Origin of the sequence: Streptomyces parvus (assembly GCF_014648875.1) — a bacterium.
Lineage (GTDB): Bacteria > Actinomycetota > Actinomycetes > Streptomycetales > Streptomycetaceae > Streptomyces > Streptomyces parvus.
Map to the genome: position 1 here is coordinate 59,960 of NZ_BMRY01000004.1, position 24,216 is coordinate 84,175.

Consider the following 24,216-nt stretch of genomic DNA (forward strand, 5'->3'; position numbering starts at 1 on the left):
CCACCGGCCGGTCCCCTTCGGCATGCCACCCCGGGTTGTCCGGAACTGACCGTTGTCAGCCTTCGGCGGCCCGGCTTCCCATCGCCGCGGCGAACGTGTCGGGGTCGCCGTCGTAACCGCGTACGGCCCGCCGGAAGCCCCAGGGGCCCGAGCCGTCCCGGGTGAACTCTCCGACGACCGCCGCGGTCGCCCAGGCCACGTCGGAGAAGTCGTTCTCCGCCAGCTTCGTGTAGCCCTCGGCGATCTCCATCGCCGTGCTCCCTATGGCGCCGAAGGTCTTGTGACCGTCGCGCTGCTGGATGGCGACCCCGACCACCACCCGCCCGTACCGCTCGGCCAGCCGGTTCAGCTCGATGGTCATGACCTCGTCGAAGCCGAAACCCTGGCCGGTCCGGCTGTCCCGGTTCAGCGTGATGGTGCCGTCGGGGGAGCGGCTGTCGAAGTGGACCAGGTAGGCGGGGGTGCCGTACGGATCGTCGGCCGCGTACGTCGCCGCGATGATGTCGAGGTCGTTGGCCGCAGCCCCGTGCGGGCTGGGGTCCCATTTGACCCGCACCTCGACCTTCTCGATGTCCTTGTTCGGAGTGCTCAAGAAACTCCCCTCCCGGCCGACGGCCCACAGACCGTCCTCATCACCCGATACACGACTGACCCGATCATGTACGGAACCGGCCGCCGAACCAACTGCCCCGGAACCGGACGGCGGATTCGGGCCATCCGACGGCCGTGCCCGCGTTCTCAGTGGGGGATCCTGCGCGGCGGGCGCTGCCGGACCCCCTCGCGGAACACCTCGATCGCACTGCTGACCTGGCGCATCAGGTGCGTGTTCTCGATCCGGTCCAGATAGAGGCACCGGCCGGCCAGCCCGTCGAGTTCGAAGGCGAAGTAGAGGGCCATCAGCGGGTTGACGAAAAGCTCGCTCCCTTTGGTGCGCGAGGTGAACTGCACGTCCCCGAACTCCCCCCGTACGGCCGCCGCTATGGAACCGTTGACGATGCTGGGGTGTTCCGGTGTCTGTTCCTGGGCATGCGCGACCGCGTCGAGGAACAGGGCGCCCTCCCGGCTCGTACGGGGCACGGAGAACGCCCCCAGATACGCGCCCGCGCGCTCCAGTGCCGCGATGTTCTCCAGGACCAGGCCATGGCTGACCCCGTGGTAGGCGTCGACCCCGAACCCGATGGACACGACGAGACGTTCGGGCCCCTCGATCCCGGCGAGCGCGGCGACGCTGGTGAGATCCTCCTCCGGGGTGCCGAGTCCCGACTCGTCCCCGCGCATCAGGATGTCCGTGCCCCCGTCCACGAGGACGACCGCTTCGATGTCGTACCGCTCGATCAGCGCCCGGTAGGCGGCGCGCAGCGGCTGGACCCCGACGCGGGCCAGCGCGTGCACCGTGCCCGGGTAGCCGTGCCGGGTGAGCCAGCGGGCGAGGGCACGCTCGGGGAAGTACGGCTGGTGCGGGGAGGTGTCCGGGGTGATCACCGCCAGGTCGGGGGCCGCCCAGGACTCCAGTGGCAGGCCCTCGACCGCGCTGAAGGTGAGATTGGCGAGCTGGACTTCTTTGCCCTGGTGCATCAGCGAGAGCGCCAACGGTAGCCCGGCATAGATGTCGAAGCCCCCTCCCGCACCCGCGACGAGGATGCGCCGGGCGGAGGCGAGCCGGTCGAACAGGGGATGAGCGTGCAGCGTCGTCATGGTGATCATTGTGGGAGCGGAACGACCGGTTCGGGTGCACTCCCCGGGACCGTGACGCGTGCCACGTTCCGCGCCGTACGATGGCGCGGTGCTGGTGAAGTGGATTCGCTGTTCCGTGGTGGACCGTCATGGTTTCGAGCGGGGGCAGCGGAAGTGGGCGGGGCTGGTCGGTGAGCCGGGATTCCGGGGACAGAGCGGCGGGTGGAGCCGAACGCGCCCCGAAGTCGCCCACGTCTTCGCGTTCTGGGAGAACCGCGTCTTCTACGACTCCTTCATGGCCCGCGGGCACGACCGGCTGGCGGCCGGGCAGTCGGGCATGTTCCGTGACATACAGGTCACGCTCTTCGAGCGCCGCTTCGACGTGAAGACGGGTTTCGAGCCCCACTTCGCGGAGGCGGACGTCGTCAGGGTCGCGCACAGCCGGGTGCACGAGGACCGTGCCGAACACTTCATGCTGATGCAGCAGCAGGTCTGGAATCCCGCGATGGCCGGATCGCCCGGCATGCTGCGCGGCGTCTTCGGCGAGGCGCCGGGCAACGAGTTCCTCGCGCTGTCCCTGTGGAAGTCGAGCGCCGAGCGCGGCAAGTACCGCGCGGCCGGGGCCGACCGGCTGGCGGCCCGCGCGCAGACCGAGACGGACGTGATCGAGCTGACGGGCGACGTCGTGGAGCTGGAACCGTCCTGGACGGTGTGACCCGCGCGGTCCCTTGGACGGTGTGATCGCGCGGCACCCCCCCGCCGCCCCGACCGGTCGTGCGGGTCCGATCCGTTCTAGGCTCGGGACATGGCACGACCGCAGCGCATCGTCCTCGTCCGGCACGGCGAGTCCGAGGGCAACGCCGACGACACGGTTTACGAGCGCGAGCCCGACCACGCGCTCCGGCTCACCGCCACCGGTCTGCGGCAGGCCCGGGAGACCGGGGAGGAACTGCGCGAACAGTTCGGCGACGAGCGGGTGAGCGTCTACATCTCGCCCTATCGCCGCACCCACGAGACGTTCCGGGCCTTCGATCTCGATCCGGCACGCGTCCGGGTCCGCGAGGAGCCCCGGCTGCGCGAGCAGGACTGGGGCAATTGGCAGGACCGGGACGACGTACGGCTGCAGAAGGCCTACCGGGACGCCTACGGGCACTTCTTCTACCGCTTCGCCCAGGGCGAGTCCGGCGCGGACGTCTACGACCGGGTCGGGGCGTTCCTGGAGAGCCTGCACCGGAGCTTCGAGGAGACGGAGCACCCGGAGAACGTCCTGCTGGTCACCCACGGACTGACGATGCGGCTGTTCTGCATGCGCTGGTTCCACTGGTCGGTCGCGGAGTTCGAGTCGCTGTCCAATCCGGGCAATGGCGAGACGCGGACCCTGCTGCTGGGTGAGAACGGCCGCTACACCCTCGACCGGCCCTTTCAGCACTGGCGGACCCCTGAACCGTACGGCCGCACCGGTTAGAGTGGCTGTGCGATGACCGCTGATTCTGCTTCCGCGCGGCGCTTCGAACGCGCCCTGGCCAGCCTGCGTGGGCTGTCCGTGGGAGACGCCCTGGGCTCCCAGTTCTTCGTTCCGGCCAACTACCCCCTGCTGAAACAGCGGGCCCTGCCGCCCGGGCCCTGGCAGTGGACCGACGACACCGAGATGGCCTGCTCCGTCCTCGCCGTGCTCGCGGAGCACGGCCGTATCGACCAGGACGCGCTCGCCCGTTCCTTCGCCGAGCACCACGACTTCGACCGCGGCTACGGCCCCGCCGTCAACCGGCTTCTCCGGCTCGTACGGGAGGGCGGCGACTGGCGGGAGCTGTCCGCGGCGCTGTTCAAGGGCCAGGGCTCCTGGGGCAACGGTTCGGCGATGCGCATCGCCCCGCTCGGCGCCTGGTACGCGGACGATCCGGAGCAGGCGACCCACCAGGCCGAGATCTCGTCGTACCCCACCCACCAGCACCGCGAGGCCGTCGTCGGGGCGATGGCCGTGGCCGCCGCCGCGTCGCTCGCCGCCGCTCCCGGCGGGCCGCCGAGCCCCGAGGACCTCCTCGACGGCGTCATCGCGCTCGTGCCCCGCAGCGCCGTCGGCGCGGGGTTGCGCCGGGCCCGCGACATGCTGGACTACCGGGACGCGGGGACGGTCGCCGCGGTCCTCGGCAACGGCCGCCGGACCAGCGCCCACGACACCGTGCCGTTCGCGCTCTGGTCGGCCGCCAGGAGCCTCGGGAACTACGAGGAGGCCTTCTGGGTGACGGCCCAGGCGGGCGGCGACGTCGACACGACGTGTGCCATCGTCGGCGGTGTCGTCGCGTCCGGCGAGACGGGAGCGCCGCCCTCCGGCTGGCTGGCACAGACCGAGGAGCCACCGGCGTGGCTGACCCCGTCCCCGCGCTGACCCATCCGCTCTTCTGCTGAGGACTCCTCTGTCACGGTCCTGCCACAGGATCACTCTGCGTATCTGCGAACGCGAGTTCGGGACTACTCTTTCGGCCACGCCGCCCCTGGTCGATCTTGAGGGCGCGCGCCGAATGAGACACCGGGCCGGGGGTACGGCTGTGGGCCGCGCCCGGAACCGGTGGGGGAGGGGTCCCATGTCAGACCAGCCGTCCGAGGCGCCCAGACCGCCGGAGCGGTCACCGGAAGCCGACACACAACCGGAGCCGCAAGCACCGGCGCCAACCGAGACCACCGAGACGGCCAAGGCCGCCGCGACCGCCGAAACCGCCGCGACCGCCGAAACCGCCAGGACCGCCGAAACCGCCGAGGCCGCCCGAACCACCGCGCCCGCCAGAGCCACCGCGACCGCCGGCACACCGGCAGGCACCCGTACACCGGCAGGAGGGCCCGCCAATCCCTGGCAGCACGGGGCGGGGGCACCCGGAGCCAAGAACAGCACGGGCGAAGGCGTGACAGCCCGGCTCCGGCCACCCCCTCCGCCTCTGATCCGACCCGCCGTGCTCTGGTCGGTCCTGGCCACCAGTGTCCTGAGCGCACTCTTCCTGGGCGACGGACTCGGGGTGAACCTGCTGATCGTGGCGGTGCCCGCCGCGCTGGCGGCGTTCTTCGCCGCACGGTCGGCGGGCCGCCGGCTGCGGCCCTGGACCGTGACCTGGGCGGTCGGCGGCCTCGCGCTGCTCGCCGTCCCCGCGCTCCGCGACGCGGGCTGGCCCACCTTCCTCGCTGTGGTCTCCGCCTTCGCGCTCGGCTCGCTGGCGCTGCACGGCAGCCGGAGCTGGCTGGGTGTACTGATCGGCTCGCTCGGCCTGTTCGACGCGATCGTCCCGGGCATCATCTGGGGTGTACGGGGGATACGCGCCCGCGCCGACGGCTCCCGGGCGCGCTGGGGCGCGGCCCTGCGCACCACGGCGGTGGCCGTCGTGCTGCTGGTGGTCTTCGGAACGCTTTTCGCGAGCGCGGACGCCGCGTTCGCCGATCTGCTGGGCGGCCTCATGCCCGACGCCTCGTTCGCCGAGGGGCCCTGGCGGATCTTCCTGTTCGCGCTGGGTCTGGCCGGCGCGCTCGCCGCCGCGTACACCGCGGCCGCCCCGGTGCGCTGGGACGGGATCACCGTATCGCCCGGAAAACCGCGGGGACGGATCGAGTGGGCCCTTCCGCTGATCGTGCTCAACCTGCTCTTCGCCGCGTTCATCGCCCTCCAGCTCGTCGTCCTCCTCGGCGGCTACGAGAAGGTGCGGGCGGAGACCGGGCTCGACCACGCCGAGTACGCCCGACAGGGCTTCTGGCAGCTCCTGTGGGCCACCCTGCTCACCCTCCTCGTCATCGCCCTGGCCCTGCGCTGGGCCCCGCGCGGCGGCAGCCGGGACCGGACGCTGGTGCGCGCCGTCCTCGGCACCCTCTGCGTGCTCACCCTCGTCGTCGTCGCCTCCGCGCTGCGCCGCATGGACCTGTACGTCGACGAGTACGGCCTGACCCGGCTGCGGATATCCGTGGCCGCGATGGAGCTCTGGCTCGGGGTGGTGCTGGTGCTGATCCTGGCGGCCGGGGTCTTCGGGGCCCGGTTCCTGCCACGGGCCATCGCGGTGAGCGCGGCGGCCGGGGTCCTGGCCTTCGGGCTGCTCTCGCCGGACGGACTGATCGCCGAGCAGAACGTCCAGCGCTTCGAGGCCCGCGAGTCGGCCGGTATCGACATCGACTACGTCAAGGACCTCTCCGCCGACGCCGTACCGGCCCTGGACCGGCTGCCCGAACCGGAACGCTCCTGCGCGCTGCGGATCGTCCAGCGCGAGGTTCTCCACGGCGACACCCCCTGGTACGCGACCAGCTGGGGTGAGGCGCGGGCGAAGGAGATCCTGGAGAAGCGCCCCGTGCAGGGCGACGGCCGTGACTGCTACCGCCTGGGCACGGACGGGGTCCGCGACGGTTACGAGCCGGACGACGACGGCTACGACCCGTACTGAGCAACGGCCTTGGGAGCGGCGGCGCCGCTCCGGCCGGACGCGCCCTCTGAGCCCGCGGGCCCTTCGGGTCCCATGGGTTCAGAGGGCCCGAGGGTTCCCTGAACCTGCTCCTGAACCCGCCCTCGATGGCCGATTCGCAGTACGCACGGCGCCCCGGGGTGTTGCTGCCGTGGCTCTCGGCGTACGCTGGCTGGCGCCATGCCGTACGAACCACCCACGCACACCGTCGAGCGCTCGATCCGCGCTACCACCGGTGCCAGGACCGTCGCCGGTGTCGATGAGGTCGGACGCGGCGCTTGGGCCGGACCCGTCACCGTGTGCGCGGCGATCACCGGTCTGCGTCGGCCGCCCGAAGGTCTCACCGATTCCAAGCTGTTGACCCCGCGGCGGCGCGCCGAACTCGACCCCGTGCTGCGGAGCTGGGTCACCGCCTACGCGCTGGGCGACGCCTCGCCGCAGGAGATCGACGACCTCGGGATGACCGCCGCTCTCCGGCTCGCCGCCGTGCGCGCCCTGGAAGGGCTGCCCGTCCGCCCCGACGCGGTGATACTCGACGGCAAGCACGACTACCTGGGCGTTCCCTGGAAGGTCCGCACTGTGATCAAGGGCGATCAGTCCTGCATCGCGGTCGCGGCGGCCTCGGTGATCGCCAAGGTGCACCGTGACCGGATGATGGCCGAGCTCGGTGCCGCGTCCGAGGACTGCGGCGACTTCGCCTTCGACGCCAATGCGGGATATCCCTCGCCCGTGCACCGGGCCGCGCTGGAGGAGCGGGGGCCCACGGCCCACCACCGCCTTTCCTGGTCGTACCTGGACGCGCTGCCCCGGTGGCAGCACCTGAAGAAGGTCCGTATTTCCGCCGAGGCGGCCGCACTCGAAAGCGGGGGCCAGCTCGGCTTCGAATTCTGATCGCGCACACGCGCCCTTTTTCCCGGCGCCGACGACCTCGGCGTCCGACACCCAGACCACCGTCATGCCTCTGATCTCCGAGGAGCCTCAGATTCCCGAGAGCGCCCAGGGTCCCCGCGTCACTCCGGCCGCCGGCCGCACCACGCCGACCCCTCGTCCCGTACCCGGCCCGCGTTCAGCGGCCACCCCGCGTCCCGGCCGTCCGGGCCCCGGCCCCGCGCGTCCCGCGCCCCCGGCGCAGCGCGCCCACCCCGCCCCCGCTGCTCCGGCCCCCGCCCGTCCGAAGCCGGCGGATAACCCCTCCGCACCGCAGATCCAGCTGATCCCGGCCCCGGTGGCCGGTGCGCTCGACGCTGCTGAGGAAGCCGTCGACCTGCTGCTGGAGTCCGGTCGCGCACCGGGCGACATCCTGGTGCTCACCACCGGCGAACAGCACCCGTGGGCCGCCCACGAGCTGTCCTTCGGCGAAGCCGCGTACTGGGCCCAGCACGACGCCGGCGACGACGTCTTCTTCGCCGATGTCTCGGCGGCCGACCGGGCGGGGGCCCGGCCCGTGGTCGTCGTCGCGGTCAACGGCGACGCCGACCCGACCGTGGCGCGCACCCTGCCCGTCGCCCGTGACCGCGCGGGCGCGCTGTTGATCGTCTGCGGAGACCCGCAGACGATCAACTCCGCACTCGGCGCCGGGGTCTGAAACACACCCCGTCGGTGCCCCGCCCGCCCGTGTGCGGTCGGACCGGGGCACCGGTGAGGGCTGTCAGCGTGCCGCTGTGCGACGCAGTGCCTCCACGGCTCCGCCGCCCGACCGGGTCGGAGCGCTCCGGTGGTCGCTGACGGCGACGGTGTCGGCCAGGAGCGAGGGCTCCGACAGCGAACTGGGCCGCCGCCCGCCCCGTCCCTCGCCGAGCACCTGCCAGCCCCCGCGGGTCAGCGTGATGTACGCGCCGCAGCGCAGGCCGTGCAGGGTGCAGGCGTCACGGAGGCCCCACATCCAGGCGCCGTCCTCCTCGGTCCACCGTTCGTCGCCGTCACGGCAGTAGAGAAGTACCGCCGTACGGACCGGAGTACGGCGGCGCAGATCGTGCGGGACGACCCGCCGCAACTGCGCCAGCAGGGCGTTGCGGAACTCCCAGCCGTCCGCGGCCACCGCCGGCCGGCGGGCGAACGAGGCGCTGGCGGTGAGCCGTTCCTCATGGTCCAGGACCGCGACCACCGCGGTGGCCGGAGTCGGGTGGTGCCGCGAGTGCAGCCCGCTCACGACCTCCCGGGGACTGCGCAGCAGGGGGATGCCCGCCGACGCCCACTCCGCCGGCTCCAGCATCCGGGCAAGGCGGTTGACGGAGTCGGCGGAAACCGAGGACGCCGATGTCGACGTGGCTGAGGACGGGGCGAATCCGAAGGTCACGGTCCTCCCTTCGCTACGCGCCCACGGTGCGGGCAGGGTCGAGTGAGGGCGCGCCGCGGCACAGCCCTTCCGGGCCCGACGAGAACTGTGCGGGGGCGCTTCCCATCCTCCCTGGCCTACCGGCAGGCGGCAACGAGCAATTACCGAGGCTGACGGGAATCAGCCGGAATGACACTGATATCCCTGCCCAGACCTGCCCGGGATGACTCCCCTGTCACCCCTGAACCGCGAGGACCAGCGGAAACACCCCCGGAGCTCCGGCCCGCCGCAGCAGCCGCCCCGCCACCGCCAGGGTCCAGCCGGTGTCCGACAGATCGTCCACCAGCAGAACAGGGCCGTCCGCCGCAGCCAACGCCGCCGCCAGATCCGGCTCCACGACCAGCGTCTCGTGCAACGCCCGCACCCGCTGCGCGCTGTTGGTCTGGGACATCCGCACCTCCTCGGAGCCCGGCGCGTAGGACACCGTCCCGAGCAGGGGCATCCGGCCGATCTCGGAGATGCGCCGGCCGAGCGACTGGACCAGCTGCGGCCTGCGCCGTGAGGCGACGGTCACCACACCGACCGGCCGCGGAGCCGCGTCCGCCGATCCGGAGGCCCAACCGCCCGGCCCCTTCGCCCAGTCGGCGAGCACAGTGACCACGGCGTCCGTGACATCGTCCGGCACCGGAGCGTCCTGAGCCTGTGCCGCCAGCATGGGGCGCAGCCGGTTGCCCCAGCCGATGTCGGAGAGCCGGCCGAGTGCCCGGCCGGCGAAGGACAGTTCGCCCGCGGGGATACGTCCCTTGAGATCGACGCCCACCGCGGGCAGGCCGGTGGGCCACATCTTGCGGGGATCCACTTCGACACCGGGCCGGCCCAGTTCGTGGCGCGCCCCGTCCAGGGCGGCGGTGGAGACCTTGTCGTCGAAGCGGGCGCCCGCGCAGTTGTCACAGCGTCCGCAGGGCGCGGCCGCCTCGTCGTCCAGGCGCAGCCGCAGGAACTCCATCCGGCACGCCGTCGTCGAGGCGTAGTCGCGCATCGCCTGCTGCTCGGCCTCCCGCTGCCGGGCGACCCAGGCGTAGCGCTCGGCGTCGTAGACCCAAGGAGCGCCCGTGGAGATCCAGCCGCCCTTGACGCGCTTCACCGCACCGTCGACGTCCAGCACCTTGAGCATCGTCTCCAGCCGGGTCCGGCGCAGATCGACCAGAGGCTCCAGGGCGGGGAGCGAGACCGGCCGCTCCGCGTGGGCCAGCACATCCAGGGTGCGCCGCACCTGCTCCTCGGGAGGGAAGGCGACGGAGGCGAAGTACTGCCAGATCGCCTCGTCCTCCTTGCCGGGGAGCAGCAGCACCTCGGCGTGCTCCACACCGCGCCCCGCACGCCCGACCTGCTGGTAGTAGGCGATGGGGGAGGAGGGCGAGCCCAGGTGCACGACGAAGCCGAGGTCGGGCTTGTCGAATCCCATGCCCAGCGCGGAGGTGGCGACCAGGGCCTTGACCCGGTTCGCCAGCAGATCGTCCTCGGCCTGCTGCCGGTCGGCGTTCTCGGTCCGCCCGGTGTACGAGGCCACCGCGTGCCCGTTCTGGCGCAGATAGGCGGTGATCTCCTCCGCCGCCGCCACGGTCAGCGTGTAGATGATCCCGGAGCCGGGAAGCTCGCCGAGATGGTCGCCCAGCCAGGCCAGCCGGTGTGCGGCATGGGGGAGTTGCAGCACGCTCAGGCTCAGGCTCTCCCGGTCGAGCGGCCCCCGCAGAACCAGCGCGTCCGTGCCGGCGCCGGTGCCCAGTTGCTCCGCGACGTCCGCCGTCACCCGGGCGTTGGCCGTGGCGGTCGTGGCGAGCACCGGGACACCGGCCGGCAGATCGGCGAGCATCGTCCGCAACCGCCGGTAGTCGGGCCGGAAGTCGTGCCCCCAGTCGGAGATGCAGTGGGCCTCGTCGACCACCAGGAGCCCGGTCGCCGCCGCCAGCTTCGGCAGCACCTGGTCGCGGAAGTCGGGGTTGTTGAGCCGCTCGGGGCTCACCAGCAGGACGTCGACCTCGCCCGCCGCCACCTCGGCCTGGACGCTCTCCCACTCCTCGGTGTTGGACGAATTGATCGTGCGGGCGGTGATCCCTGCCCGGGCCGCCGCCGCGACCTGGTTGCGCATCAGCGCCAGCAGCGGTGAGACGATCACGGTCGGGCCGCTGCCCTGCGCGCGGAGCAGCGAGGTCGCCACGAAGTAGACGGCGGACTTGCCCCAGCCGGTGCGCTGCACCACCAGGGCTCTGCGCTTGTCGGCGACGAGCGCCTCGATGGCCACCCACTGGTCCTCGCGCAGCACGGCCGTACCGCTGTCGTCGCCCACCAGGCGGGCGAGGACGGAGTCGGCCGAGGCCCTGAGCGCTGCACGGTCTGCGTTGGTCATGCACCCATGCAACCCGATGACCACGACAAACCGCGAACGGCGGCGCGAGCCTGTGGATAACGTTATCCACAGGGGTCGCGCGATTCGGCGGCTCGCGGGACCGTCGAGCCATGAACAAGCACCACGAATCCACCGGCCCCGCCGGGGAGCAGCAGATCACCCTGCGCGGCCCCGCCGACCTCGCCGACGCCCTCCCGTATCTCATGGGCTTCTACCCCAACGACAGCGTCGTGATGGTGGCCCTCCACGGCGGCCAGGGCCGGTTCGGCGGCCGCCTCCGCCTCGGAATTCCGCAGGCGCCCGGTGAATGGGGGCCGGTCGCCGACCAGTTGGCCGAGTGCCTGGTCTCCGGGAGCGAGCGGCGCGAAGGACGGCCCGACGCGATCGTGATCTTCCTCTGCCAGGACTCGCCGGACGGTGCGAGCGGCCGGCTGACCATGGAGCGGCTCAGGCCCTTCGCGCAACGTCTGCGCACGGCGTGCGGAGCGCTCGACGTCCCCGTCCTCGAAGCGCGCTGCCTCTCCGACGGCCGCTACTGGTCCTACTGCTGCCCCGACGCACGGTGCTGCCCCGACCAGGGAAACCCCCTGGCCATGCCCGGTACGACGGTGATGGCCGCGGCCGCCACCTACGCGGGCGTCCACGTCCGGGGCACGCTGCGCGACATGGAGGAGCGGCTCCGGCCCTGGCAGGCCCCGGCAGCCGTGCGGGTGCAGGAGAAGGCCCTGGACACGGCCGGACCGGCGCTGCTGCCGAGGCTCCTCGACGAGCGGGCCAGGCGGGAGGTCACGGCTGAGACCCTCCGGCTGGCGCGCAGGCTCATGGACCGGATCGAGGACGCGCAGCCCGCGCCACCCGCGCTCGCGGACGCCGGGGACGACCAGCTGATCGGTTCCGACGAGGCCGCCGCCGTCATCCTCGGGCTCCAGGACCGCGAGACCCGGGACAAGGCGGCTGCCTGGATGGAGGGGCCGGAAGCGCAGTCCGCCCTGCGGTTGTGGCGGACGCTGGCACGGCGCTGCGTCGGACCGTACGGGGAGCATGCCGCCGCCCCGCTCACCCTGGCCGGCTGGGTCTCCTGGTCCACCGGCGACGAACCGGGCGCCCGGGTCGCCCTGTCGCTGGCGCTGCGCGCCGATCCGGACTACACGTTCGCGCAACTGCTGCACCGGGCCTGCAACGAAGGGCTCGATCCGGAGGCCCTGCGCCGGTGCCTGCGCGAGGCGGCCGACGCCGACGCTGATGCCGATGAGGAGCAAGCGGGCGCCCGCGCCGAAGCGACGGAGGTGATGGAGACGACCGCGGGGGCAGGCGCCGGCCGGGGTGCCACCCCTCTGCACGTCCGCAGGGTCCGCGCGCTGCCCGACGGCGGACGGCGGCGGGCGCGCGCTCCGAGGCCTCCGGGCGTGGAGCGGCGGAAGGCGTCACCCGGCTCGACCCGTCCCCGGGTCCCGGCGGCCGGGCGGCGGACGCGCGATGCCCGGCGGTACGGCCGACGCGGCAGCAGGGCGCGGCGGCATGACTGACCGTCCCCTCGACAACGCGCCCCGACCGCACCGGAGTGCCCAGTGCCCCGGCGAATCCGAAGCCGTGGCACCCGGACTGATCACGAGCATGCTGAAGGGAGTGTTTATCGTCAGGCAGACGACTATGATCGCGACATGCCGCCCTACGACCCGTCGACCTTCCCGCCCTTCGCAGTCACCGTCGACCTGGTCGTGCTCACAGTGCGCCGTCACGCGCTCTGCGCGCTGGTCGTCCGTCGCGGAGAGACCCCCTTCCAGGGCCGATGGGCACTGCCCGGTGGTTTCGTCAGGCTGGACGAGGACCTGGGCTCCGCGGCGGCGCGCGAACTCGTCGAGGAGACCGGCCTCTGCGCGCACGATCCGGCGAAACCGGCCGTGGGCAACGGAGCGCATCTGGAGCAGTTGGCCACCTACGGGGATCCGGCGCGCGACCCCCGGATGCGGGTGGTCAGCGTCGCCCATCTCGCCCTCGCACCCGACCTGCCCGCGCCCCGGGCCGGCGGCGACGCCAACAGTGCGCGCTGGGCGCCGGTCGAGGATCTGCTGCACCCGGGCACCGGGCGGGAGGGCGAACAGGCGGCGCCGCTGGCCTTCGACCACGCGCGGATCCTGGCCGACGGGGTGGAGCGGGCCCGCTCCAAGATCGAATACTCTTCGCTGGCCACGGCGTTCTGCCCGCCCGAGTTCACCGTCGGCGAGCTGCGCCGGGTGTACGAAGCGGTGTGGGGCGTGGTCCTCGATCCCCGTAACTTCCACCGCAAGGTCACCGGGACCCCGGGATTCCTGGTGCCGTCCGGCGGGACGACCACGCGTCAGGGCGGACGGCCCGCGCAGCTCTTCCGGGCCGGGGCGGCCACAGTGCTCAATCCGCCGATGCTGCGGCCCGAGGTCTGAGCCACCGGGCGTTCCCCCGTGCCGGGGCCGCGGAACGCCCGTCGGTCCAGCCCTGCACCAAAAGTCTAAAATGTCGCGTTATCTTGCTGCGGTACCCCCTTGCCGCCGAGCGGTCTCACCGTCCGCGAGAGACGCGAGAGAAGCGATGCTCCAGGCCATCGGACTCACCAGCACCCCCCGTCGCGACGGACCGCCCGTCGTGAACGATCTGACCTTCGAGGCCCCTCCCGGCCGGGTCACGGCCCTGCTGGGCGCGCCCGGCTCGGGCAGGACCACGGCCCTGCGGCTGATGCTCGAACTGGACGCCGGGCGGGGCGTCGCCTACTTCCGGGGGCGGCCGCTGCACCGCATCGCCCACCCGGCACGGGAAGTGGGCGTGCTGCTCGGCGATGTGCCCGGCCATCCCTCCCGGACCGTCCGGGGGCAGCTTCGAATGCTCTGCGCGGCCACGGGCGTACCCGCCACCCGGGCCGACGAGGTGCTGGAGGTCGTCGGTCTGGCCGGGCTCGGGGACCAGCGTCTGGGAACCCTGTCGGTGGGGATGGACCGCCGGCTCGGCCTCGCCTCCGCGCTGCTGGGAGACCCGCACACCCTGATCCTGGACGAGCCGGCGGAAGGGCTGTCCCCACGGGAGAACAGCTGGCTGTACGGGCTGCTGCGCGCGCACGCGGCCCAGGGCGGCACGGTCCTCCACACCACCGGCGACCCCAAGGAGGCGGCCCGCACCGCCGATCGCGTCGTCACCATCGGCGGTGGACGCCTCGTCGCCGACCAGGACGTCGCCGACTTCGCCCGCACCCGGCTCCGGGCCCGCGTCGTCGTCCGTACCCCGCACGCCGCCCGGCTGGCGGCCGTGGTCAGCCGGGAGGCCCGAGCGGCGCAGCGCTCCGTCGAGGTGGTCGAGGAGGCGGGCGGGCGGCTGACGGTGTACGGCAGCAACTGCGCGGAGATCGGTGACACCGCCTACCGGCACGGCGTCCCCGTGCACCGGCTCGCCGACGAGATCGGCGACACCGGGCCAGCCGAACCGGCGGCCGGGGGAGCGGAGCGGGGCGACGCGGCCGCCGCCCTCTCCGAACTGCCGCCCCCGATCCGCGTGCGGCCCGCGCGCGGCCCGCTGCGCCCGCTCCGGTACGAACTGCGGCGCTCCCTCGGCGTCCGGACGACGACCATGATCATGGCGGCCGTTCTGGTGGTGTCGGCCGCGATGTCCGTCCTGCTCGCCCGCACCGACGGCACCGCCCTTCCCCGTGTGCTCGCGGCCTGGCCGGCTCTGCTGCCGCTCCCTCCCGCCGTGCTCGGCGCGGGTCTGCTCGGGGCGCTGTCCTTCGGGGACGAGTTCCGCTATCCCGCGCTCGCCGCCGCTCGCGGCACCGTGCCCCGGCGGCTCGGGCTGCTGCTGGCCAAGCTCACCGTGACCGCGACCTTCGCCCTGCTGCTCGCCGCCCTCACCGTGGTGGGCGGAGCGCAGAGTCTCCGGCTCGTGTACGGACCGGACTTGATCGAGATCCCTTCGAACGCCTTCGCGCTGGGAGCGAGTTGGGCCGGTCTGACGGTCGGCTGCGCCTGGGCGGGGCTGCTGGCCGCCGGCGTCTTCCGGGTGGCCGGGGCGGGTATCGCCGCCGTGCTGGCCGTACCGGTGCTCGTCGTTCCGCTGGTGCAGAAGATCTTCGCGGTGCCGTCCGCGCGTTCGGTCGCCGGGCTCCCGGGCCGGCTGCGCGAACTGGCCGGGTGGCAGCTTCCGCAGGAGGCGGACCACTGGATCCTCGTCGTCGCGCGGGTGGTGGCGCAGCCTGTCGGGACCGCGCTCGCCCTGTCGTTGGCAGCCCTGGTCTGCGCGTATCTGTTCACCGGCCTTCGAGGAAAGGCACGTTGGTGATCGCCGCCGCATCACGCCGAGGAGAGGAGTTCCCAACTCCCTGAGAGATGACCGATTTGTGCGAATATGGCGTCAATTGCGGCGTGGGCGCCGATCACCCTTTCGTGTGCTTTTCACCAAAGACCTCAAGGGGTGGGTGAGCCGCGCCGACAAAGGATGCGTGAGTACCCTTGCGCACACCATGATGACCGCCGCCCGCACCGCCGATTCCGGCCTGGCCGGCCCGGGCGAACTCGACCGCTATCCCTATCCGGAGGCGCCGGCCGGCGAGCGCGCCGCGACCCGGTCCTGGGGCGGCGCCGATTCCGAGCTGGGACGGGCGAGCCGGCGGGGCTCGGCCAGCCGGGGGCGCGGTCTCCACGGCCAACTCGTCCAGCAGCTGGGCCAGATGATCGTTTCAGGTGACCTCGGCGCGGACCGCCCCCTCGTGCCCGAGGAGATCGGTCAGCGGTTCGAGGTCTCCCGTACCGTCGTCCGCGAATCCCTTCGCGTCCTCGAAGCCAAGGGGCTGGTCAGTGCCCGTCCCAATGTGGGGACGCGGGTCCGCCCGGTCAGCGACTGGAACCTGCTCGATCCCGACATCATCGAATGGCGCGCCTTCGGTCCGCAGCGGGACGACCAGCGCCGTGAGCTGGCCGAGCTCCGCTGGACCATCGAACCGCTCGCCGCCCGCCTCGCCGCCGGGCACGGCCGGGACGACATCCAGCAGCGGCTCGCCGACATGGTCGAGATCATGGGGCACACGATGGGGCAGGGCGACACGATCACCTTCTCCCGCGCCGACGCCGAGTTCCACGCGCTGCTCATCCAGGCCGCGGGCAACCGGATGCTCGAACATCTGTCCGGCATCGTCTCGGCCGCCCTCCATGTCTCCGGCGGCCCCGTCACCGGCTGTGACCGTCCCGGCGAGACCTCGCTCGCCCACCACGCCCGTATCGCCGACGCCCTGGCATCGGGTGACGCCGGGGCCGCCGAGGCCGCCATGCGTCAACTGCTCGTCGTCCATCCCGACGTCGAACGAGTGGTTCCCGCGCCGCGCGAGCACTGACCGGGGCGGTGCCGCCGGGCCCGATGCCGCCGGACCGCACGGGTCCGGCGGCACAATGGAAGGGGATGCAACCTTTGGTCCCGTTCGTCGCAAATGGGGTGTGACTCGGGCCACGCGGATTGGCCGTAACACTCCTCGAAGCAGCGCGATGACTTAAGAGGTGAGCGCAGCGGAAGGAATACAGCAGCCCTGGGGCGCGCTGTTTCAGTTCTGAGGCCAAACCCGCGCCGTCGACGACATCCCCAGTCGGCGGTCGTCGGTTCCAGCCCCCTCCAGGGCAGGGCCGGAAGCCGTTTCCATCGTTCCGAGAGGTTGTTCGTGTCGGCCAGCACATCCCGTACGCTCCCGCCGGAGATCGCCGAGTCCGAATCTGTGATGGCGCTCATCGAGCGGGGAAAGGCTGATGGGCAGATCGCCGGCGATGACGTGCGTCGGGCCTTCGAGGCTGACCAGATTCCGCCAACCCAGTGGAAGAACGTTCTGCGCAGCCTCAACCAGATCCTCGAGGAAGAGGGTGTGACGCTGATGGTCAGTGCCGCGGAGTCGCCGAAGCGCGCCCGCAAGAGCGTCGCAGCGAAGAGCCCGGTCAAGCGCACCGCCACCAAGACTGTCGCGGCGAAGACCACCGTGACCAGGACCGTCGCGGCCACCGCCGCCCCGGCGGCCGAGAGTGCGGACGCGGTGGCCGACGACACCGTCGCGGCCGCTCCCGCGAAGAAGGCGGCAGCCAAGAAGACCGCCGCCAAGAAGACAGCCGTGAAGAAGACGGCGGCCAAGAAGACCGCCGCGAAGAAGTCCGGCAAGCAGGACGACGAGCTCCTCGACGGCGACGAGCCGGTCGAGGAGGTCAAGGCCGGCAAGGGCGAGGAAGAGGAGGGCGAGGGCGAGAACAAGGGCTTCGTCCTCTCCGACGACGACGAGGACGACGCGCCTGCCCAGCAGGTCGCCGTCGCCGGCGCCACCGCCGACCCGGTCAAGGACTACCTGAAGCAGATCGGCAAGGTCCCCCTCCTCAACGCCGAGCAGGAGGTCGAGCTCGCCAAGCGCATCGAGGCCGGTCTCTTCGCCGAGGACAAGCTGGCGAACGCCGACAAGCTCGCCCCGAAGCTCAAGCGCGAGCTGGAGATCATCGCCGAGGACGGCCGCCGGGCCAAGAACCACCTCCTGGAGGCCAACCTCCGTCTGGTGGTCTCCCTGGCCAAGCGCTACACCGGCCGCGGCATGCTCTTCCTGGACCTGATCCAGGAAGGCAACCTCGGTCTGATCCGCGCGGTCGAGAAGTTTGACTACACCAAGGGCTACAAGTTCTCCACGTACGCCACCTGGTGGATCCGTCAGGCGATCACCCGCGCGATGGCCGACCAGGCCCGCACCATCCGTATCCCGGTGCACATGGTCGAGGTCATCAACAAGCTGGCGCGTGTGCAGCGCCAGATGCTCCAGGACCTGGGCCGCGAGCCCACCCCGGAGGAGCTGGCCAAGGAACTCGACATGACCCCCGAGAAGGTCATCGAGGTTCAGAAGTACGGTCGCGAGCCGATCTCCCTGCACACCCCGCTCGGCGAGGACGGCGACAGCGAGTTCGGTGACCTCATCGAGGACTCCGAGGCCGTCGTCCCGGCGGACGCGGTCAGCTTCACGCTCCTCCAGGAGCAGCTCCACTCGGTGCTCGACACGCTCTCCGAGCGTGAGGCCGGCGTGGTCTCGATGCGCTTCGGTCTCACCGACGGTCAGCCGAAGACGCTCGACGAGATCGGCAAGGTCTACGGCGTGACGCGTGAGCGCATCCGTCAGATCGAGTCGAAGACGATGTCGAAGCTCCGGCACCCGTCGCGCTCCCAGGTGCTCCGCGACTACCTGGACTAGAACGCGGAAGGCGGCCCGCCGAAGGGCGGAACGCCGAGAGTTCACCGGCCGAGGGCCCGGAACCCCCCAGGGGATCCGGGCCCTCCGGCGTGTCTCCGGGGCCGGACACGGACTGTCTGGATCACGCTGGGTGAAACGGTTTGTCGCCTCAGTGTCAGGAGCCTCCATGCCCCGTCCCGTCGTCCGTGCCCTGACCGGGGCGCTCGCCCTGACCGCCACCACGGCCGTGCTGCCCCTCGCCGCCCCCTCCGCGGCGGTCGCGGAGAGCATCATCGTCGGCGGGCAGCCCGCCCCCGTGGCGGACAGCCCCTGGGTCGTGGCGCTGTCGAGCCGGGACCGTTTCGGAGACACACGCTCCGGGCAGTTCTGCGGCGGGGTGGCCGTGGCGCCCACGAAGATCCTGACGGCCGCCCACTGTCTGAGTGACGAGGCGCTCGGCGGACCGGCGAAGCGGGTGAAGGACCTGCTGGTCATCGCCGGCCGGGAGCGGCTGAGCGATTCCGGCGGCCGGGAGATCCCGGTCCGGCGCATCTGGGTGAACCCCGCCTACGACCCGGTCTCCAACGCGGGCGACCTCGCGGTGCTGACCCTGTCCCGCGCCCTGCCGAAGAGCGCGACCATCCCGATGGCCGGGAGCGGGGACGCCGCCTACCGGGCCGGGACCGCCGCCGACGTCTACGGATGGGGCGATACGACGGGCAGCGGCACCTACGCCTCCGTGCTGCGCTCCGCCCGGGTCCAGGTCCTGCCGGACGGCGACTGCGCGCGGGCCTACCCGGGCGGCCGGGAGGGTACGTACAAGGCCTCGGCGATGCTCTGTGCGGGCGAACCCGCGGGGGGCCGGGACGCGTGCCAGGGCGACAGCGGCGGGCCGCTGGTGGCCCGTGGGCGGCTCATCGGCCTGGTGTCCTGGGGCAGCGGCTGCGGGCGGCCGGGCAGCCCCGGGGTGTACACCCGGGTCGCCGCCGCCCTGGACTGGGCCGCGGGCCGCATCTGAGCGACGCCTGGCCGCCTCGGAGCCGTACGGCCCCGTGACCGGCAACGAGAACGGGCGGCTCCCCCCGGTGGGGGAGCCGCCCGTCGGCCGGTCCTGGACCGGCCCCTGGCTCGTCGTGAATGCGAGGTGTCAGTGTTGGTCCTCGTCGGCAGCAGCCGTCTGTACGGCGGTCAGCCGATCCGTCTCATCCTGTATTTCCGCGGCGATCTTCTTGAGTTCCGGCTCGAACTTGCGCCCGTGGTGGGCGCAGAAGAGCAGTTCACCGCCGCTGATCAGGACGACGCGCAGATAGGCCTGGGCGCCGCAACGGTCACAGCGGTCTGCTGCGGTCAGCGGGCTCGCGGGGGTCAGAACAGTAGTCACGTCGCCTCTTCTCTAGCTCGACGAGCTGTCGTACCAGGGTCAACATCCAACCAGGCCGAAAACGTTCCCGCTCGTGGCTTTTCTTCGAAACTTCTTCTCGGTGTGGCTGTCTGTTGCCGGTTGGCGGCGAATGTGCCGTATGCGGAGCGCTACGGTTTCGCATTGCTTGTCTAGGGGGTGGGTCCCGCCGGCCGGCTTGCCGGTTTGTTCATGAGGACGTGCCCGGAGCCTAAATGGTTCATGCGTCGAAGGGAACGTGATGTGCACGTCACTCCAACGAATGATCGAACATCCATGCGAGCCTGGATGAGGCTCGACTAGCATGAGGATTCCCCGAGGGTGGCGTTACAACCGCTCTACCAGGCCTCTGTAGGCTCTCAGCGGCAACCGACGCCCAGCCCGATACCCACGGGGGCCCCAGATGAAATTCAGCGAGGAGCGAACCGCGTGACCGCCGAAACGTCCGTGCCGTCCACCGCGATGCTGGCCGCAGCAGGAGGCGACCGGGACAGCTCCAACTACACCGCGCGGCACCTCCTCGTCCTCGAAGGGCTGGAAGCGGTCCGCAAGCGCCCCGGCATGTACATCGGGTCCACCGACAGCCGTGGCCTGATGCACTGCCTCTGGGAGATCATCGACAACTCCGTCGACGAAGCCCTCGGCGGCTACTGCGACCAGATCGAGGTCATCCTCCACGACGACGCCTCCGTCGAGGTCCGGGACAACGGCCGTGGCATCCCGGTCGACGTCGAGCCCAAGACGGGTCTCTCCGGCGTCGAGGTCGTCATGACCAAGCTGCACGCCGGAGGGAAGTTCGGCGGCGGCTCCTACGCCGCCTCGGGCGGTCTCCACGGCGTCGGCGCCTCCGTGGTCAACGCCCTCTCCGCCCGTCTGGACGTCGAGGTCGACCGCAGCAGCGCGACCCACTCCATCAGCTTCCGGCGCGGCGTCCCCGGCATGTTCACCGAGCAGGGGCCGGACAGCCCGTTCGACCCGGCCAACGGCCTGCGCAAGGGCAAGCGCGTCCCCAAGACCCGCACCGGTACCCGGGTGCGGTACTGGGCGGACCGCCAGATCTTCCTCAAGGACGCCAAGCTCAACCTGGAAACGCTCTACCAGCGGGCCCGCCAGACGGCCTTCCTCGTCCCCGGCCTCACGATCATCGTCCGGGACGAGCGGGGGCTCGACGGCGAGGGCAAGACGGAGGAGACGTTCCGCTTCGACGGCGGGATCAGCGAGTTCTGCGAGTACCTGGCCCCGGACAAGGCCGTCTGCGACGTGCAGCGCCTGAGCGGCACGGGCACCTTCAAGGAGACCGTCCCGGTCCTCGACGACCGCGGCCACATGACCGCCACCGAGGTCACCCGCGAGCTCGGCGTCGACATCGCCCTGCGCTGGGGCACCGGCTACGACACGACCGTACGGTCGTTCGTGAACATCATCGCCACCCCCAAGGGCGGCACCCACGTCACCGGGTTCGAGCGCTCGCTGACCAAGACGGTGAACGAGGCCCTGCGCTCCGCCAAGATGCTGCGCGTCGCCGAGGACGACGTCGTCAAGGACGACGCCCTCGAAGGGCTCACCGCCGTCGTCACCGTGCGGCTCGCCGAGCCGCAGTTCGAGGGGCAGACCAAGGAGGTGCTCGGCACCTCGGCGGCCAACCGGATCGTCGCCAATGTCGTCGCCAAGGAGCTCAAGTCCTTCCTGACCTCGACGAAGCGGGACGCCAAGGCCCAGGCCCGGGCGGTGCTGGAGAAGGCCGTCGCCGCCGCCCGCACGCGGATCGCGGCCCGGCAGCACAAGGACGCGCAGCGCCGCAAGACCGCGCTGGAGTCCTCCTCGCTGCCCGCCAAGCTCGCCGACTGCCGCAGCGACGACGTCGACCGCAGCGAGCTGTTCATCGTCGAGGGGGACTCGGCGCTCGGCACCGCCAAGCTGGCCCGGAACAGCGAGTTCCAGGCGCTGCTGCCGATCCGGGGCAAGATCCTCAACGTCCAGAAGTCGTCCGTCTCCGACATGCTGAAGAACGCCGAGTGCGGCGCGATCATCCAGGTCATAGGAGCCGGTTCCGGGCGGACCTTCGACATCGACGCCGCCCGCTACGGCAAGGTCATCATGATGACCGACGCCGATGTCGACGGCTCTCACATCCGCACCCTCCTGCTGACCCTCTTCCAGCGCTACATGCGCCCGATGGTCGAGGCGGGACGGGTCTTCGCCGCGGTGCCCCCGCTGCACCGGATCGAGCTGGTCCAGCCCAAGAAGGGCCAGGACAAGTACGTCTACACCTACTCCGACAACGAGCTGCGCCAGACCCTCCTGGAGTTCCAGCGCAAGAACATCCGGATCAAGGAGTCGATCCAGCGCTACAAGGGCCTCGGCGAGATGGACGCCGACCAGCTGGCCGAGACGACGATGGACCCGCGCCACCGCACACTGCGGCGCATCAACATCGGCGACCTGGAATCCTCCGAGCAGGTCTTCGATCTGCTGATGGGCAACGAGGTCGCGCCCCGCAAGGAGTTCATCACCAGCTCCGCGGCCACCCTGGACCGCTCGCGCATCGACGCCTGACCCCAAGGTCCCGCCGCACGGCCCCCGCCCCGGTTCCGCCGGAGCGGGGCCGCTGCGTTTCCCCGGGGCTCCCCGGGGAAACGCGCAGCCGTCCCGGATATCTGTCACCTGAAGGGGTGAAGTCGGGCGAATGACGCGCCCGGGATCCTCCCGAACCGCCCATCGTTGGCCGTGCGGCCGAAAAGGTCCGCGGATCAGGGGAGTTGTTCGGTGGAGAAGGAAGCAGGGCCTCAGACCGCGGGAGTGCGGCTCGATGACCCGTGGGACGACGTACCGGCCCCCGGCCGGGGCGACCAGGACGGTACGCGAGGTGCCGCGGCCCTCGACGCGTCCGGGGCGGCGGAGCCGGACCCCCGGCCCAGCGCGGCCGACATCTATCTGGAAGTGCACCGCAGCGACGCCTTCCGCGAGGTGCGCCGCCGCTACCGCCGCTTCGTGGCCCCCGCCGCAATCGCCTTCCTGCTCTGGTATCTCGCCTACGTGGTCGCCGCGACCACCGCCCCCGCCCTGATGGCCCGCCCGGTCGCCGGAGCCGTCAACGTTGCGATGGTGGCGGGGCTCGGCCAGTTCCTCACCACGTTCCTGCTCACCTGGGCGTACGCACGGCACGCGCGGCTGCGCAGGGACCGGGCGGCGCTCGATCTGCGCTGGGACACCCAGGAGATGACGAGAGGGATCGGACGGTGACAGGAGACCACCAGGCCCTCGCCCTGCTGCTGTTCAGCGCGTTCATCGCGGTGACGCTCTTCATCACCACCTGGGTCAGCCGCAACCGGCAGGGCTCCGCCGAGGAGTTCTACGCCGGCGGACGCCTGTTCTCACCCATGGAGAACGGATTCGCCATCGCCGGCGACTACATGTCGGCGGCCTCCTTCCTCGGCATCTCCGGGCTGATCGCCCTCTTCGGCTACGACGGCATGCTCTACTCGGTCGGCTTCCTCGTCGCCTGGCTGGTCGTTCTGCTGCTCGTCGCCGAACTCGTCCGCAACTGCGGCCGGTTCACTCTGGCCGATGTGGTCGCCGCGCGGATGGCGGAGCGCCCGGTGCGTACCGCCGTCGGCACCTCCTCCGTCACCGTCTCCGTGCTGTATCTGGTCGCCCAGATGGTCGGCGCGGGCAGCCTGGTGGCTCTGCTGCTCGGCGGGACGAGCGACGCGGCCCGGTCCTGGACCGTCGTCGGGGTCGGCGCGCTCATGGTGATCTACGTGTCCTTCGGCGGTATGCGCGCCACCACCTGGATCCAGATCGTCAAGGCCGTCCTGCTGATGGCCGGAGCGCTCGCGCTCACCGTGCTCGTCCTGGTCCACTTCCACGGGAACATCAACAGCCTGCTCAACACCGCGGCCGAACGCAGCGGCCACGGCAAGGACTTCCTCGCCCCCGGCCTGCGGTACGGCGGGGACTGGACCTCGCGCTTCGACTTCATCAGCCTGGGTGTGGCCCTGGTCCTCGGCACGGCGGGGCTGCCGCACATCCTGTCGCGCTTCTACACCGTGCCCACCGCCCGCGCCGCACGCCGGTCCGTCGTCTGGTCCATCGGCCTGATCGGCAGCTTCTACCTGATGACGATCGTGCTCGGATTCGGTGCCGCCGCGCTCGTCGGCTCCGCCGAGGTCCGTGCGTCGAACGCGGCGGGCAACACCGCGATCCCGCTGCTGGCCCTCGATCTGGGCGGCGGCGAGGGCTCGACCGGTGGAACGATTCTTTTCGCCGTGGTCGCCGCCATCGCCTTCGCCACCATCCTGGCCGTCGTCGCGGGCATCACGCTCGCCTCGTCCGCCTCGGTCGCCCACGACCTCTACGCCTCGCTCCGCCGCCCCGGGCGCAAGAAGCGCAGCGAGGTCGCCGTGGCGCGTACCGCCGCCGCCGGGATCGGTGCGGTGGCGATCGGTCTCGGGCTGCTCGCCCAGGACCTCAACGTGGCGTTCCTCGTCGGCCTCGCCTTCGCCGTGGCCGCCTCCGCGAACCTCCCGGTCCTGCTCTACTCGCTGTTCTGGCGCAACTTCACCACCCGGGGCGCGGTCTGGGCGGTGTACGGCGGGCTGGTCCCGGCGGTCGTCCTGGTGCTGGTCTCACCCGTCGTCTCGGGCAGCCCGACATCCCTGTTCCCCGGCGTCGACTTCCAGCTCTTCCCCCTGGAGAACCCCGGCCTGGTCTCGATCCCGCTGGGCTTCCTGGCCGGCTGGATCGGTACGGTCATCTCGCCCGAGCCGCCCGACGAGGCCAAGCACGCCGAGGCCGAGGTGCGGGCGCTGACGGGGGCCGGGGCGGCGTAGAGCCGGGAGA

Annotated in this window: 20 protein-coding genes; 15 read left to right on the forward strand and 5 right to left on the reverse strand. The window is 71.6% G+C overall.

All coding sequences use genetic code 11. The features are described 5' to 3' along the window. Nucleotides 1-55: 55 nt before the first annotated feature. On the reverse strand, nt 56-592 hold the full coding sequence (locus IE140_RS13935; RefSeq protein WP_150195102.1) for a TerD family protein: 537 nt from the start codon (nt 590-592) through the stop codon (nt 56-58). Between the two features lie 146 nt (nt 593-738). Next, entirely contained in the window at nt 739-1,695 is a 957-nt protein-coding gene (locus tag IE140_RS13940; protein WP_150195099.1) for a DUF1152 domain-containing protein, read from the reverse strand. Between the two features lie 88 nt (nt 1,696-1,783). On the opposite strand from IE140_RS13940, the gene IE140_RS13945 reads away from it, so the two are divergent. From IE140_RS13945 to IE140_RS13970, 6 genes are all read left to right on the forward strand, one after another. Beyond that, on the forward strand, nt 1,784-2,389 hold the full coding sequence (locus tag IE140_RS13945; RefSeq protein WP_167533490.1) for a YdbC family protein: 606 nt from the start codon (nt 1,784-1,786) through the stop codon (nt 2,387-2,389). A gap of 90 nt (nt 2,390-2,479) precedes the next feature. Further along, on the forward strand, nt 2,480-3,139 hold the full coding sequence (locus tag IE140_RS13950) for a histidine phosphatase family protein (protein ID WP_032767606.1): 660 nt from the start codon (nt 2,480-2,482) through the stop codon (nt 3,137-3,139). 12 nt (nt 3,140-3,151) lie between these two features. Beyond that, on the forward strand, nt 3,152-4,060 hold the full coding sequence (locus IE140_RS13955) for an ADP-ribosylglycohydrolase family protein (RefSeq protein ID WP_128806300.1): 909 nt from the start codon (nt 3,152-3,154) through the stop codon (nt 4,058-4,060). A 196-nt stretch (nt 4,061-4,256) separates the two neighbouring features. Further along, nucleotides 4,257-6,083, forward strand: coding sequence for a DUF4153 domain-containing protein (locus IE140_RS13960; protein ID WP_150195096.1), 1,827 nt, complete (start codon nt 4,257-4,259; stop codon nt 6,081-6,083). 198 nt (nt 6,084-6,281) lie between these two features. Then, entirely contained in the window at nt 6,282-6,992 is a 711-nt protein-coding gene (gene rnhB / locus IE140_RS13965) for a ribonuclease HII (RefSeq protein ID WP_032767610.1), read from the forward strand. 64 nt (nt 6,993-7,056) lie between these two features. Beyond that, nucleotides 7,057-7,686, forward strand: coding sequence for a hypothetical protein (locus tag IE140_RS13970; RefSeq protein WP_189460404.1), 630 nt, complete (start codon nt 7,057-7,059; stop codon nt 7,684-7,686). Between the two features lie 63 nt (nt 7,687-7,749). Here the strand turns inward: IE140_RS13970 and IE140_RS13975 are convergent, their stop codons facing one another. Both IE140_RS13975 and IE140_RS13980 read right to left on the reverse strand, forming a co-directional pair. Next, entirely contained in the window at nt 7,750-8,397 is a 648-nt protein-coding gene (locus IE140_RS13975; RefSeq protein WP_088575276.1) for an SIR2 family NAD-dependent protein deacylase, read from the reverse strand. Between the two features lie 214 nt (nt 8,398-8,611). After that, nucleotides 8,612-10,783: a RecQ family ATP-dependent DNA helicase gene (locus IE140_RS13980; protein ID WP_150196639.1), complete on the reverse strand. Its 2,172-nt coding sequence runs from the start codon at nt 10,781-10,783 to the stop codon at nt 8,612-8,614. Between the two features lie 110 nt (nt 10,784-10,893). On the opposite strand from IE140_RS13980, the gene IE140_RS13985 reads away from it, so the two are divergent. The 6 genes from IE140_RS13985 (at nt 10,894) to IE140_RS14010 (ending at nt 18,993) form a co-directional block, all read left to right on the forward strand. Continuing rightward, the gene (locus IE140_RS13985) at nt 10,894-12,309 is read left to right on the forward strand and encodes a DUF4192 domain-containing protein (protein WP_150196638.1); all 1,416 of its coding nucleotides are present in this window, start codon (nt 10,894-10,896) and stop codon (nt 12,307-12,309) included. Nucleotides 12,310-12,444: 135 nt separating this feature from the next. Beyond that, nucleotides 12,445-13,203: an NUDIX hydrolase gene (locus IE140_RS13990; RefSeq protein WP_010063447.1), complete on the forward strand. Its 759-nt coding sequence runs from the start codon at nt 12,445-12,447 to the stop codon at nt 13,201-13,203. Between the two features lie 145 nt (nt 13,204-13,348). Continuing rightward, on the forward strand, nt 13,349-15,082 hold the full coding sequence (locus IE140_RS13995; protein WP_150196637.1) for an ATP-binding cassette domain-containing protein: 1,734 nt from the start codon (nt 13,349-13,351) through the stop codon (nt 15,080-15,082). Between the two features lie 160 nt (nt 15,083-15,242). Next, nucleotides 15,243-16,130, forward strand: a complete 888-nt coding sequence (locus IE140_RS14000) for a FadR/GntR family transcriptional regulator (RefSeq protein ID WP_189460406.1) — start codon at nt 15,243-15,245, stop codon at nt 16,128-16,130. Nucleotides 16,131-16,448: 318 nt separating this feature from the next. Further along, complete coding sequence (locus IE140_RS14005) at nt 16,449-17,996, forward strand: RNA polymerase sigma factor (protein WP_010072368.1); 1,548 nt, start codon at nt 16,449-16,451, stop codon at nt 17,994-17,996. A 166-nt stretch (nt 17,997-18,162) separates the two neighbouring features. Further along, on the forward strand, nt 18,163-18,993 hold the full coding sequence (locus IE140_RS14010) for a S1 family peptidase (protein ID WP_150196635.1): 831 nt from the start codon (nt 18,163-18,165) through the stop codon (nt 18,991-18,993). A gap of 129 nt (nt 18,994-19,122) precedes the next feature. Here IE140_RS14010 and IE140_RS14015 read toward each other — a convergent pair whose 3' ends face one another. Beyond that, nucleotides 19,123-19,356 (reverse strand): DUF7455 domain-containing protein, encoded by a 234-nt coding sequence (locus IE140_RS14015; RefSeq protein ID WP_006128079.1) that lies wholly within the window; start codon nt 19,354-19,356, stop codon nt 19,123-19,125. A 447-nt stretch (nt 19,357-19,803) separates the two neighbouring features. Here IE140_RS14015 and IE140_RS14020 point away from each other — a divergent pair, with 447 nt between their 5' ends. The 3 genes from IE140_RS14020 (at nt 19,804) to IE140_RS14030 (ending at nt 24,206) form a co-directional block, all read left to right on the forward strand. Continuing rightward, complete coding sequence (locus IE140_RS14020; RefSeq protein WP_093444136.1) at nt 19,804-21,930, forward strand: DNA gyrase/topoisomerase IV subunit B; 2,127 nt, start codon at nt 19,804-19,806, stop codon at nt 21,928-21,930. A 243-nt stretch (nt 21,931-22,173) separates the two neighbouring features. Further along, nucleotides 22,174-22,617 carry a DUF485 domain-containing protein gene (locus IE140_RS14025; RefSeq protein ID WP_150196641.1) on the forward strand — a complete coding sequence of 148 codons (444 nt, stop codon included), beginning with the start codon at nt 22,174-22,176 and terminating at the stop codon, nt 22,615-22,617. Further along, entirely contained in the window at nt 22,614-24,206 is a 1,593-nt protein-coding gene (locus IE140_RS14030; RefSeq protein ID WP_150196634.1) for a monocarboxylic acid transporter, read from the forward strand. The genes IE140_RS14025 and IE140_RS14030 overlap by 4 nt, the downstream gene beginning before the upstream one ends. The last annotated feature ends 10 nt before the right edge of the window (nt 24,207-24,216 follow it).

Excerpts from the sequence above, each read along its gene's own strand:
- IE140_RS13940 (WP_150195099.1), bottom strand. The coding sequence starts at position 1,695 with ATGACGACGCTGCACGCTCATCCCCTGTTCGACCGGCTCGCCTCCGCC.
- IE140_RS13950 (WP_032767606.1), top strand. The coding sequence starts at position 2,480 with ATGGCACGACCGCAGCGCATCGTCCTCGTCCGGCACGGCGAGTCCGAG.
- IE140_RS13955 (WP_128806300.1), top strand. The coding sequence starts at position 3,152 with ATGACCGCTGATTCTGCTTCCGCGCGGCGCTTCGAACGCGCCCTGGCC.
- IE140_RS13960 (WP_150195096.1), top strand. The coding sequence starts at position 4,257 with ATGTCAGACCAGCCGTCCGAGGCGCCCAGACCGCCGGAGCGGTCACCG.
- rnhB (WP_032767610.1), top strand. The coding sequence starts at position 6,282 with ATGCCGTACGAACCACCCACGCACACCGTCGAGCGCTCGATCCGCGCT.
- IE140_RS13970 (WP_189460404.1), top strand. The coding sequence starts at position 7,057 with ATGCCTCTGATCTCCGAGGAGCCTCAGATTCCCGAGAGCGCCCAGGGT.
- IE140_RS13980 (WP_150196639.1), bottom strand. The coding sequence starts at position 10,783 with ATGACCAACGCAGACCGTGCAGCGCTCAGGGCCTCGGCCGACTCCGTC.
- IE140_RS13985 (WP_150196638.1), top strand. The coding sequence starts at position 10,894 with ATGAACAAGCACCACGAATCCACCGGCCCCGCCGGGGAGCAGCAGATC.
- IE140_RS13990 (WP_010063447.1), top strand. The coding sequence starts at position 12,445 with ATGCCGCCCTACGACCCGTCGACCTTCCCGCCCTTCGCAGTCACCGTC.
- IE140_RS13995 (WP_150196637.1), top strand. The coding sequence starts at position 13,349 with ATGCTCCAGGCCATCGGACTCACCAGCACCCCCCGTCGCGACGGACCG.
- IE140_RS14010 (WP_150196635.1), top strand. The coding sequence starts at position 18,163 with ATGCCCCGTCCCGTCGTCCGTGCCCTGACCGGGGCGCTCGCCCTGACC.